We start from the raw sequence: 12425 nt of genomic DNA, 5'->3' as shown, positions 1-12425 counted from the left end.
ATCTTATCCGAATGACCCGAACCCGTTGACCAGTTTCAGGCTTTGGAAGCTCCGTACCCCCTGCTCGCCCCCCTCATATCCATAGCCGCTTTGTTTGACGCCCCCATATGGTGCATCTGCAGAAACCCCTTTCAGGTAATTTACACTGATCGCGCCCGCCGCAAGACCGCCGATCAGCGTCCGTTTCGCATCGTTGGCGCCGGTGAAGAAGTAGGCAGCCAAGCCATACTCAGTGGCGTTGGCTTCTTCGATTGCCTCATCGATCGTGTCGAAGGGCGCCACGGTGAGGATCGGCCCGAACGGCTCGTCATGAAGCACTTTTGCATCCTTTGGGACCCCCGTCAGGATGGTTGGTGGCCAGTAAAAGCCCGGCTGGTCAAGGCGTGTGCCGCCAGTTTCGATCCGGGCGCCGCGATCGACAGCATCCTGGACCAGACGCTGCATGGCCTCGATTCGCCGGGCGTTTGCCATCGGGCCCATCTCCGTTGCCGGGTTGTCCGGTGGGCCGATCTTGATCTTGCGAGCGGCTTCCGTCATCCGGGATAGGAATTCCTCATATAGGGTCCGCGCGACGAGGATCCTGCTGGGCGCGTTGCAGCTTTGGCCCGCGCACTCGAACTTGTATTCTGAAATTGCCGGTATGGCCGTCGCCAGGTCGGCATCCTCACATACAACGACCGGGGAGTGTCCACCGAGTTCGAGGATGCACCGCTGCAAGTTATTCGCGGCGAGCTTGGCGAGCTGTTTTCCAACCTCGGTAGAACCCGTGAAAGTTAGCACTTTGACGATCGGCGAACTGAGGAGATGGCGGGATATTTGCACAGGCACACCAAAGACGAGATTGACCACGCCGTCCGGAATACCCGCTTGTCGCAAGGCTTCGACGAAATGGACAGCTGCGCTTGGTGTCTCTTCAGCCCCTTTGAGGATCACCGGGCAGCCTGCCGCCAAAGCGGGGGCGAGCTTGCGGGCGATGAGAACGGCGGGATAGTTCCAAGGCGTAAAGGCAGCGACGACGCCAAGGGGCTCCGGTACGATCATCCGGTTCGGGCCCATCGGAATCGAGTCCGACAGCTCTTCGGCGTGGATGCCGTTCCACCCCAGTGTTTCTACAGCGCGCGCGTACTCACCTGTCGCTTCGGCAATCGTCTTTCCCTGTTCGGTCGACAAATCCTTCGCTGCGCCTTTCACCTTCGTGGCAAGGATCCTAGCGGCCGCCAAAAGGATCTCGCCGCGCTCTTTTGCAGGCCGTGAGGACCAGGCCCTGCGGCTTCGTTCTGCCGAAGCGAGGGCCTCATCCAGATCAGACGCTGAAGCGGCCGCCACCGAGCCAAACACCTTCTCTGTCGCCGGATTGATTACGGGCAGAGTAGTTCCATCACTACCGGCTCGCCACCTGCCATTGATGAAAAGCTGATAGCTCGGGTCGTTGGACATCGCATGCTCCGCTTGAACTGAATTCCTGCCAATGGAGGCCCGCCGATATCGAACATAGGCCCACTTCTCTGCAGTTTCATCGCGATGGCCACGCCCGGTCAAATACGGAATATCGACCAAAACCATCTCGAATACAGATTGATACGGCTCAGGCAGCCGCGAAGGAGCTAAAGCACTGAAACTGATTGGGATGTGCCTAAGCCCGGTCCGGGGCCGTGGCTGACCAGTGCTTGCTCTCGATCAAAGTATTTGCGACCTTGGGGATTAGTTTGCGGACCGCGGAGACGGCCGGAGAACGCTCATCTTTCGGGTTTACCGCAAGCACGACGGAACGGGTAATCACCGGATCTACGATTTTGACCGTCCGAACCAGTCCCTGAGCGGCTTCTTTCTGAACGGCCGACGGGGCGAGAATAGAATATGCCTTTCCCTCTATGACCATGTTGATGATGGTCGAGAGGGAGTCCACTTCAAACCTGACATCCAGCATACAACCGTGCTGTGCAACGACATCAGCCACGGAACGCCTGACATTGTTATTTCGCATAGGGACCGCCAGCGCGAACGCGTGCAGGTCCGCAAGACATACGGAGTCTTCGAAAGGCGGTTCCTCCGTCGGCGCCACCAGAGAAAGCTCTTCGCGAGCCAACACCGTCATTTGCCCCACGCTCTCGGCAGTGCGGTACAAGACAGCCAGATTGAAGCGGCCAGCAGCCATCCACTCCTCCAGCGGCCCCGTCATGCCCTCGATCATCTTAAGCGAGATCCTCGGCAATTCGCTTCTTACCGATTCAAGCAGCGGACCGCTAAGGACCCGAGCGGCTCCGGACGGAATGCCTATGGTCACCTCTCCGGAAGGAGCAGCCACCGAGCTGGTCAGTGCGGCTTCAGTGAGCTGAATTTCCCTCAGGATGGTCCGCGCGTGTTCAAGCAGCTTGTCCCCGGACGTCGTGACGCTGACACCGGTCCTGTCGCGAACCAGCAGTTGGGTGCCGAATCCTTCCTCCAGTTGCCGAACATGCAGGCTTAGAGCGCTTTGAGCAACGTTGAGGGTCGCAGCTGCCTTCGTGAAACTGCCGGCTTCGACGACGCCGACAAAGTATCTTAACTGCCTGATGTCCACGGTTTAGGGACCCAACCCGGGCGCTGTTTCTACCCTCTTCATATCTATCTCGTAACGAGATGGCGAGCAAGCTGCAATATAGCCGAGTTGACCGGAAATAAGCTCCCTGTCCAGTTGTGCATAGAGGTCAGTCATCGCCGGCGAGGATTAGGATTTGGTGGGCCCGCCGCACCACGGGCGAGTCAATCATCTTCCCATCCATCGCGAATGCAGATAGTCCGTGCATGGCGGCATCGTTTTCCGCCGCGACGACACGATGGGCCCACTCGAGTTCCTGTGCGCTTGGCGAGAAAGCCTCGTTGAATATGGCGACCTGTGTCGGATGGATCGCCAAAGCTCCGGCAAAGCCAAGCCGCCGCGCATGTGTCGCGGCCTCCAGAAGTTTTTCAGTGTCGGAAATTTCGCCGATGCTTCCAACGAAGCCTAGCGGAAGCAATCCGGCAGCACGGGCAGCAAACAGAACGGAAAGGTTCGGCGCCAACAGAAGGTCGAATTCCGGGGCGCCGCCAACAGCGGCGCTGAAGTCTTCAGGCCCAAGCGCCATTGCGACTATCCTTGGATGCGCCGACGCAATGGCAGCGAGCCTTTGCAAGGCGCCCGGGGTTTCAATCTGGGCAAGGAACCGGATGCGTCCCAGCGGAAGATTTCTTTCTCGTTCAAGGTCCGATATCGCATTCGCGATCTCTGACACCCACTCCGCTGAATCCGTCTTCGGCAGAACAAGCGCGTCGACACCCGCTATGACGGCTGCATCGAGATCCGCCGCTAATGCGCGCAAACCACGATTGACCCGGACCAAAACCGAAGCACCCCCACGGCCCACCTTTGCCACGGAATCAGGCAGCTGGCGGCGCGCCTCGCCTTTCTGATGCTGGGGAACGGAGTCCTCCAGGTCGAGAATGACGCCATCCGCACCCCGCTCATGGGCCGTCCTCACAAAGCGTGGAACGTGGGCGGGCACGAAAAGTAGGGATCTCCAACGAGGTACAGACATCGCGCTTTCAACGGCCGGGACGGATTTCCTGATCATGAAATCGCCTCTGCGGTCGACTTTAACGAGACCGGTGGCGGTGAAGCTTGCTGGTCGGCCGATGCGCTGAGATGAACCGAGGTACACAGTCTCTTTGTAAATCGCGAGCGCACGCAACTTGCTGAGACGCGCGCTTCACGCTGACGCGGCTCTTTCGCGTAAAAGCCCCAGAACCTCCTCGCGGATAGCCTCAGTGTGAGCGCCAAGAGCCGGTACTGGACGTAGCGAGGGGCGCTCAGAGTTGAAAATCGCGGCCGGCGCTATCGTCTCGACAGTCCCATCGGGTGTGCCAACCTGCACCCTGCGAATGTGTGGATGCCTTGTAACATCTGCCACTTCGTTCAGCCGGCCATAAGCCAGACCGGCCGCCTCGAGCTCCTGCATTGCTTCCTGGCAGGATAGTTCGGAAAACCGCAGTTCGATAATCTCATCAAGTTGCACCCGATTACCGAGGCGCTCCATGTTGTCAGCAAAACCAGGTGCGCGTGTGAGCTCGGGGCGCTTGAGGAATTTCTCGCAGAAATTCACCCATTCGCGGTCATTCTGAACGGAAAAGATGACCTCTTTGCCATCGGTGCAACGATAAGCCCCATAGGGCACCAGCGACGGATGTTTCACGCCCGCACGCACCGTGTGATAGCCGCTGTAGTCGCTTTGCAAAACCGGCACATTCATCCAGTCGGCGATGGCATCGAACAGGGACACCTGGATGCTTGTTCCTTCGCGGGTCACCTCGCGGTGATACAGCGCCTGGAGAATGGCGCTATGCGCCGTCATGCCCGCCGAGATATCGCAAACCGAAACCCCTACACGCGCGGGCCCTTGTTGATTGCCGGTAATCGCACACAGACCTGTTTCGGCCTGGACGATGAGATCGTAAGCCTTCAAGTGGGAATACGGCCCTGTCTGCCCAAACCCAGAGATGTCGCAGGTGATCAGCCGCGGATATCGTCGACGGAGATCAGCAGTCCCGAAACCCAATTTTTCGATGCTGCCCGGCTTCAGATTTTGAATAAAGACGTCCGCACTGGCAATGAGCGTGTCCAGGACGGCGCGGTCCGCCTCCGACCTCAGGTCCAGACAGACCGACTCCTTACCCCGATTGAGCCAAACGAAGTAAGCGCTCTGCCCCCGCACCAACTTGTCGTAGTTGCGGGCAAAGTCCCCTTCGGGCCGTTCGATCTTGATGACGCGGGCGCCTGCGTCCGCAAGGCGCGACGATGCGTAAGGCGCGGCCACGGCCTGTTCCACCGCAACGACGGTGACCCCTTCAAGAGAGTTCTGCATGCGACACCGTGCTCTTCATCCAACGTTTTCGTTCTGAGCCCGACGACGATTCAGCATCGCCAGCAATCGGTTTTGTTCATTCCCAACAATCGAGAATGCCTCGTCAACACCCATTCCGGGCTTTGCAAGCATCATATCGGCCTGGGTTGCCACTGATACATGGACCGAAGCCTGTGCGGAGAGATCTGTCTCGGTACAGCTTCCTCCGACATACGCTCCGACTTTGTTTGCCTTGCACAGGAGAACGGCACGCGCTGTGTCGGCAATTGAGCCGACATCGGGGGTTTTGATTTGGACGAGATGCGCGGCTTTTGCTTCGGCAAAGAGCTGGATGTCCTCGAGCGTATTGCACCTCTCGTCTACGACAATGCGAGCGCTGGAACCCCGGTCATCCAAAATCGATACAATCCGGGCGTAGTTATCAATTTGGGCTTGCGTCGAGCCAAAATCCGCCGGGCACTCGATATTGAGCGTAAAGCCCGGAACGGTATCGGCAACCCCGCAGATAAAGTCGGCGATCCGCTGCGGCTCTAGGCCGAATTCCAGCCCTATCCAACCATACACATCGAAATGCAGCACCGGGTGATAGCCGGGGCGGCCGATTTCACGCGTGCGCGTCGCAACCCACTTGACAAACTCCACGAACGTCTGGCCGTTAACGCCGAATTTCTGCCGTGAGTTGATCAGACCGTGGGGAAGCACATCCACGCCCTTCAGAACCATCTTATCGACGTTAATTTCGCGAGCATCGCCGCTCTGGCAGTAGATCGGGACTCTGCGCATCGGTAGCGGCAGATCAAACTCCGCGCATATGATCTCCGCCATTGTCGTGCGTTGAAGATGTGCCGCTGCGCGAAGCAGAGCCTGGCTGACGCCATACTCAAGCGCGAGGGGTATCCGCTCTTGTTCGAATGGCTCGAAGACCTTCGCACAGGCATCAAGGTAGCGAAACGCGTCAACATCCACAAGCCGCGTCACGACCTGCGACGTCAGGTACGAGATTCGATCGGCGTCGAACAAAGAATCGCGCCCGGCAGCACCAGAGTACTGGACACTCATCATATCGCCCCAGACAACCGTATCGTCGGTTAGAACCAATCCGACGCTAAGCGAAGATGCTGGAACGCGAATGGCTATGAAGCCGGATGTGACAGGTTCGCCCACATAGATGAAACCGTCCTGCGGGACCCCGGCCCCGATCGCAGCTTGATCGTCATAGAAAAATGCACCATTGCCAGCCGCAAGAAGGACGTCTTTGATCTGCACTTGCTTTGCTCAATTTCTGCCGGACTATGTTGGTGGACGGATGTAGTACAAGCCACTGCTCGCCAATATGCGCCATATGGTATTCAGGTCGCCAATATAATCTCCCGGATGTTGCCATCGCGTTTCCAGATGGCAGGCACCTGCCAAACGGCGCCGACGCAAAGCGAAAGGGCCAAATATTCCTGGGAGTCCTCTCTGGTTGGGATCGCTGACGTCAAGCTCTGTTCTTTTTCCGGATCGTATCGTCCGCGGGTCACGCACTTCTCTTCACGGTCAGCGCAGGCCGCCGCATGACGGGCTCAGGAGGGCGAGGCGTCTCAATCTGTGCTAGGACCTTGCGGCATCCGGACCCACAGGCTCTGGACTCTCAACGAGATCGCCTTGCCCATCGTCGCCGCAGACGGTGCAGATCGCCGGCAGACCCTCGGCGCACAGTTCATCATGAAGCCAAGCCGCCAGCGAACACGCTTCTAGACCTATCCGTTGCATTGGTAGATCGACGTCCCGCAAGGCGGCCGAAAGGGCCCGAGGCTCGCTCGCCGCGCGCATTCCTTTACGACCCGGCCATTTCGTCGACCACACAGATCACGGTTCTTCCAAAGTTACGTCAAGTCCAACAAAGTACTTCATGGGTGCTCCTACCCGATGTTTGTGGCGCTCCAAAGCGACCACGTTCTAACATCTCAGCAATCGGCGAGCCAACAAAGAGATCATGCGAGTAAGAGGGCAAAACCATGTGTTTCGCGCCGCGACGCGGAATACTTGCGGGTCAGTGTCCCTTCCTGAGCTTCGGGATGCGCAGCTCGACCGTGCCGGCCCGCGTCTCCCAGTCGCGGTCGCGGTAGCCGTTGCGCTGCGCCGTCCGCAGCGGGGTCTTCTCGCCATAGGCGGCGCCGGTGGCGGCACCCACCTCCAGCTCCATCACCCGTTCGGCGGCAAAGCCGATCATCTCGCGCAAGAGATCGGCATCGGGGGACTTCTCCACGAACGCGCGCAGGTTCATCATGTCGTCGGTCATCAGTCGTTCCTTCGAATCAGGTTGGTGTTCAGCAACCCGACCCTACCGAAGAAACATCGATGACCATCCGCTCCGCCGCTCGCTCGCTACAGCGCTGTCGAGGGCGCGCTCGCGAGCGGCTGCACTACCGCCCAGCTACACCTGTATGGGGCGATGATTGTCAAGCCAGCTCCTGCTTCATTTCGTCCATCTCCTAGTTCGGCCGATTGGTGACCATCTCCTCGCCCCGACCTACCTTTGCTCTGGCCGCCGCGCGCAGTAACGGTCAAGGCAGGGCTGCAGGCCCGATCGCGCAGCGACTTGTCCTTGACGGTCACGAGCATGGTGGCAGGCTTGCTCGGTCGGCAGGGAGCCCTGCGAGGTGCCGACAATGGATTCCGAGGCGGAGTTCGCCATAAGCAGGCGCGGGTGCCGCGCGGCAGACTTGTATTCGGTCGATCTCAGTGGATCTGAACCATGATGCAGCATGCACATCGGTGGGCGAAGCTCCGGGGCGGCGGGCCCATTCTACGTCCGCGGTCCGAGGACCATGTGTAGCTTCGGGTTGCCGCTCGGATCATCATCGGCAGACCCTGCTGCGGGCCAGCCAATCGGATGTGCGTTTGCTCTCCTCTTCCACATGCCCCCGTCACGCCGCACGCAAACTGACGCCCTGCGGCGTCTTGCCCGTGGTGACGAGGCGCCACAGCGCAATCACAAGCTTGCGCGCCAGCGCGACGATCATCGTCTTGCGCGTGGCTTTGCGGCCGTCGGCCGTGCGCGTATGGAACCATTGGACGAGGGCACTGTCCTTCTGGAAGAGGAGAAAGCGCCAGGCCAATTGGATCATACCGCGCCGCACGCGGGCACTGCCGGCGCATGCCAGCCCCTTCTCGCGGCGGCGTTTGCCGCTCTCATCCGGCGACCCCGTGAGCCCGGCATAGCGCGCCACCGCGCGGCGATCGCGCAAGCCGCGCGACAAGATCTCGTGGACCAGCATGTCCGCCGTCTCGACCCCGACGCCAATGATCCGTGCGATGAGGCGCACCATCGCATGCCGGCCTTCTGGTGCAGCCTGAGCCGCGGCGAGCCTACGCAGGCGGTCCTGTTCGATGACGCGGATCTGCGCACGTACGAGGTCGAGCCGCTCGAGCAAGCGGTGCAGCTCGGCGCGGGTGTTGTCTGGCAGCGGCGTTCCCTCCGCTGTGTGGATGGCCATGAGCCTGTCGGCCGCATTGCGCAGGCTTAAGCGGAAGCTGCGAATGCCCGAGCAAGAATCGCCTTGATGCGGTTGATGAGCCGCGTCTGCTCACCGACCAAGGTTTGCCGCTCGCGATTCGGCCGCCGCGCGTCCTCCTCTTCGAGCGTCGGGATTGCCGCCATACTGCAATGGCGCTTCTCGCCGCGCAGCCAGCCCAGAAAGGCGCGCATCAAAAGCTCGGTGTCGAGACGATCGGTCTTGGCGCGCCGGTGCTCACGCGACACCGCAACGCTGGCGGGGTGGATGGCATACGCCTCGATGTCGCGCGCCCACAGCCAACGTGCCAGCCAAAAGCCGTCGCCGGCCGCCTCATGGGCGATGGCGATCCGCTTGATCGCATGCCCGGCCTGGCCGGCTTCGTCGCGCCAGCGCTGCAGCAGCTTCAACAGTGATGGTGCGCCGGCATCGATCTTCTTGAGGGGCTGGCGCTCGAGGCCGGGTACGAGCGCGGCAATCAGCCATTTCGCCTTGCTCATTTCGATGACGGCGATGACCGTGTTATCCTGTTCAAGAGCGGAAAGGGACCGGCTCGCGTCAAAAGACTGCGACATCGGGTGCCTCCTTCTGATGGTGGATCCAACAGCGCCGAAGGATGCCACACCCTCGCCGCTCGCCCCATAGCATCTACTCAGCGGGACGCGACCGAAATCAATCCGTGCTCACGATCGCCTGCAATACGCACACCGACATCTTGTCGGGTCCGCGACAGGCTTTTTGTACCAATCTTTTGTTGGCCTGAGACTGCACAGCTGAAAAGCTGCCATATAAGTTTTCTGTGGCTCGATCAGCTATTTGGCGTGAGATTTGCTGAGTTGGTTGTAAGGCGGCGGAAGCTGTCGACTGGGCGACAATTGCTAAGGAAACAGACGTGTCAGGTATCCGTCAGATCTCATTCCGTGGAACGAGGGCATCTGCAGACCCGCGATGCCTCCACCTCGCAGCGAGCCAACCTGCGCCTAACCTTCTCCGTCTGCTGGCACACGATGACGGCGATCTCCGGCGTGATTGCCGATCCATTCTGAAAGCCACGCTTCGATCTATCGCAGCGCATCGACCAATTCCGTGTCCCTGCGACTAAGGACCCCACCGCCGTAGCCCGTGGGCGCGGCGATCCACGACTGTAAGAGGAAAACCAGATGAGAAAAGTCGTTGCCGCCAAGCTTCACGGCATCACCGTGACCGACGCGGATCTGAACTATCACGGATCAATAACGTTGGATCCAGATCACTGCGATGAGGCGGGTATTCTTCCGCTAGAATTCGTTGAGATCTGGAATAGGGCTTCAGGCGCGCGAATCAGCACGTATGTCATTTACGGTGAGAGGGGTTCTCGTTGCTGTGTTCTGAACGGAGCCGCCGCGCGCACCTGCCAGATCGGAGATGAGATAATCATTTGCTCCTCCACATACATTGAGGAGCATCAGATCGTAGAAATCAAACCGCGAGTGCTAACTTTCGACCGGGACAATTCCCTCCGCGATCGCTTGTTCTACGATTGTGGGTTCAACGATGATGGAACGATGACGTTCGCGATTCGCAAGGGCTCTCCTGGCAACGCTCTAAACCCCGGTCGGGCCAATCGCTGATAACTCAAGAGGGACGGACCAAGAGCACGTCCGGTTTACGCCGGTTCATAGCCTGCGGCCTTGAAGTAGTTTGCGCATTCTGGGTAAAAAGGTCGACGAGCGCGCCGACGGTGTCCCATAGGGCTACGATTCTTCGCTCGGCCTCGCCCACAGGAGCGTCTTGAGCTTTGCGAAGGCGTTTTCGATCGTGTTGTCATGATGACTCTCCAGTCCGGACTCCTGTTGAGGCGTGAGACAGGCTGACAAGCCAGATTCGTTGTGCCCCTACTTTCGCGACGCGCCCCTTGAGCTTTCCGCGTCGGAGCCAACCGTAGGCGGTCTGACGATGGACCCCGAGCTGTTCGGAGAGTTCCTGCAGTGTCACCTCGTCGTCATTCCAACGGGGAACGTTGCCGGACCAGATCGGTCGCTTCTTTCCAAGTCCCTTTCGCACCAGGAGCTTCTGGACGATCGGGGCGTCGAACATTGGTTTCTTCGCAGGCGTCCAGCCCTTCGCATTGGGATCCTCGGCGATCTGTCGAGCGGTCGCCCCCTCGGCACGCAGCACAGCGATCCGATCCAGTATTTCGTCGTGATGCTCGAGTTGTTCAAAGCGTCTCACGGTTCGAATGATCGGATGTGTTGTCACGATCCCGCCTGCCCAGTGGCATTTTATTTCGGCACGTTCGGTGTCTCCGAACACCCGGATGACCACGCGATCAAGCATCATACGGGCGATAGTCTGTCGGTCTCGCGATGTAGTGGACTGCGCCTTCCACAGGGAAGGCACATCTTCTGCCAACTGGCGAACCGCGTCCTTTTCCTGTGCCGTTAGCCGCTCAGGTTGTCGCGCAAGGGCTCGCTGGTGGTCATCCGCGAGCGCCTGTTTCGTCGCCAGTGCTGCTTCCCAGTCTTGTTCCAGCGTCCGCGCGACCAGGCGGTTGTCAGGGTCGACAGCTTCGTAGCGTCGGCGCGCGAGCGCCGTTTCATAATCCGCGCGTTCCAGTCGCTGCTTCCAGCCTTCGTGCAACTGCTGCCGTTCGAGTTCGATATCCTCGGCAACTTGAAGACTGACGTCGATTGCCGAGAGTGAGAGGGCTTCGAGCATCAACGCGGTCACACAGGTGTCCACCGGACGAGCGCTGATCGACTGGCACCGTGGACCGCCGTAGGTGGTGGCCTCATAGCTGCAGCTATATCGTGCTTCCCGCCCGTCGTCATTGTAGCCGGTCACCATTTTTTCGGCCACACACGCCGCACGAGATCAAGCCGCCAAGCAGTGCTGCGCCACCGCGCGCGACGCCGGAATATCGCGAACGGTTTGCCGCCATCAGCTCCTGGTTCCGCTCATACGTTTGCCAGTCAATGTACGCCGGAAGTGCGCTTTGGTGCAGCACCATCCATTTTTGCGGATCGCGAACAAAGCGTCGGCCACTGTGAGGTTTGCCGGGAACCCGGAGCCGGCCGTCGTGGCGTCGGCGCCCAAAGACATAGGCGCCGGCATAACCAGGGTGACGAAGCATGTCGCCGAGCGTCGCTGTATTAGGCCGGTTCCAGCACACGTCGCCCTTTTCAGGTCCGCTCCGGATTTGATCGGGAAGCGCAATGTCATGGTCCACGAGGTAACGTAGGACACCACTGATCGAGCGACGCTTTTCAAACAAGGTGAAGACCAGGCGTATGACCCTTTGAACCCCCTCGTCCGGGTCCAATGCCACTTCGCCCGAGGGCTTCAGCACGTAACCGCGCGGTAGACCGAGAATGAGTTCGCCGCGCCGCGCCTTGGCTTTGCGCCCTTCGTGCATACGGGCCTTCAGGATATGAAGTTCAGCCTCACTCATCGTACCCTTCAGGCCGGGCAACAGCCGGTCATTGTAGGTGCTCTGATCGTAGATGCCGTCGGCATCGCCGATCAGCGTGTCGAACAACGCGCACATTTCCAAAATCTGATGCCAGTCCCTGCATGATCGTGCGAGGCGGGATACTTCGATGCCAATGACCATTCCGACATGGCCAAGCCCAACCTCCGCGACGAGGCGCTGGAAGCCCGGCCGATCAAGGGCCGATGCGCCCGAGCGGCCCAGGTCGTCATCGATCACCGTTATCTGGTCACGACGCCATCCCAGCCGGAGTGCTCGATCCGCCAAGGCGTATTGAAGCAGTGTTGACTCGCGGTTGTGCTCGACCTGTCGAACCGTCGACTGCCGAACGTACACGATGGCCTGGCGATCATTGTGGCGGCTGTGGATCTTTTCCGGCAACGCGAAGGTGAGCAGGCTCGGTTCCGCATTCATGACCGATCTCCCGATCCGTCGACACATTCCGTTGTATCAGACTGCTGATCATCGCCACGAGGCGTCGACGCCGGTCTGCTGGCAAATCCGTCCATCGGATGTGTGTCCGCTTCTGGTTCATCGCGACTCACTATCCATTGAACCAACAGAATCAGCGCTTTGTGG

At 59.6% G+C, this 12425-nt stretch carries 10 protein-coding genes and 1 pseudogene; 1 reads left to right on the top strand and 10 read right to left on the bottom strand.

Annotated features, from left to right (window positions below; translation table 11 throughout):
• Positions 1-3 precede the first annotated feature (3 nt).
• The 8 genes and pseudogenes from ABVK50_RS05250 to ABVK50_RS05215 all read right to left on the bottom strand — a co-directional run bounded on the left by ABVK50_RS05250 (position 4) and on the right by ABVK50_RS05215 (position 9000).
• The gene (locus ABVK50_RS05250; RefSeq protein ID WP_353642555.1) at positions 4-1437 is read right to left on the bottom strand and encodes an NAD-dependent succinate-semialdehyde dehydrogenase; all 1434 of its coding nucleotides are present in this window, start codon (positions 1435-1437) and stop codon (positions 4-6) included.
• Positions 1438-1633: 196 nt separating this feature from the next.
• Positions 1634-2560: a LysR family transcriptional regulator gene (locus ABVK50_RS05245; RefSeq protein WP_353642556.1), complete on the bottom strand. Its 927-nt coding sequence runs from the start codon at positions 2558-2560 to the stop codon at positions 1634-1636.
• 127 nt (positions 2561-2687) lie between these two features.
• Entirely contained in the window at positions 2688-3590 is a 903-nt protein-coding gene (locus ABVK50_RS05240) for a CoA ester lyase (RefSeq protein ID WP_353642557.1), read from the bottom strand.
• Positions 3591-3725: 135 nt separating this feature from the next.
• A complete protein-coding gene (locus tag ABVK50_RS05235; RefSeq protein ID WP_353642558.1) occupies positions 3726-4877 on the bottom strand; it encodes a CaiB/BaiF CoA-transferase family protein in 1152 nt (383 codons plus the stop codon).
• 15 nt (positions 4878-4892) lie between these two features.
• Complete coding sequence (locus tag ABVK50_RS05230; RefSeq protein ID WP_353642559.1) at positions 4893-6143, bottom strand: methylaspartate ammonia-lyase; 1251 nt, start codon at positions 6141-6143, stop codon at positions 4893-4895.
• Positions 6144-6915: 772 nt separating this feature from the next.
• A pseudogene (locus ABVK50_RS05225) lies at positions 6916-7161 on the bottom strand (transposase); the annotation flags it as partial.
• Between the two features lie 628 nt (positions 7162-7789).
• Complete coding sequence (locus ABVK50_RS05220) at positions 7790-8359, bottom strand: transposase (RefSeq protein ID WP_353642560.1); 570 nt, start codon at positions 8357-8359, stop codon at positions 7790-7792.
• Between the two features lie 26 nt (positions 8360-8385).
• Positions 8386-9000, bottom strand: coding sequence for a transposase (locus tag ABVK50_RS05215; protein ID WP_353647011.1), 615 nt, complete (start codon positions 8998-9000; stop codon positions 8386-8388).
• A 537-nt stretch (positions 9001-9537) separates the two neighbouring features.
• On the opposite strand from ABVK50_RS05215, the gene panD reads away from it, so the two are divergent.
• On the top strand, positions 9538-9987 hold the full coding sequence (gene panD / locus ABVK50_RS05210; protein WP_353642562.1) for an aspartate 1-decarboxylase: 450 nt from the start codon (positions 9538-9540) through the stop codon (positions 9985-9987).
• A gap of 193 nt (positions 9988-10180) precedes the next feature.
• Here panD and ABVK50_RS05205 read toward each other — a convergent pair whose 3' ends face one another.
• Together ABVK50_RS05205 and ABVK50_RS05200 are read right to left on the bottom strand one after the other, a co-directional pair.
• On the bottom strand, positions 10181-11203 hold the full coding sequence (locus ABVK50_RS05205; RefSeq protein WP_353642563.1) for a helix-turn-helix domain-containing protein: 1023 nt from the start codon (positions 11201-11203) through the stop codon (positions 10181-10183).
• Positions 11184-12260, bottom strand: a complete 1077-nt coding sequence (locus ABVK50_RS05200) for a recombinase family protein (RefSeq protein ID WP_353642564.1) — start codon at positions 12258-12260, stop codon at positions 11184-11186. Before ABVK50_RS05200 ends, ABVK50_RS05205 begins: the two co-directional genes overlap by 20 nt.
• Positions 12261-12425: the final 165 nt, after the last annotated feature.

This window comes from Mesorhizobium sp. WSM2240, assembly GCF_040438645.1.
Classification (GTDB): domain Bacteria; phylum Pseudomonadota; class Alphaproteobacteria; order Rhizobiales; family Rhizobiaceae; genus Allomesorhizobium.
Note: the sequence above shows the minus strand (reverse complement) of the source record. Positions and strands in the feature narration are given on the sequence as shown.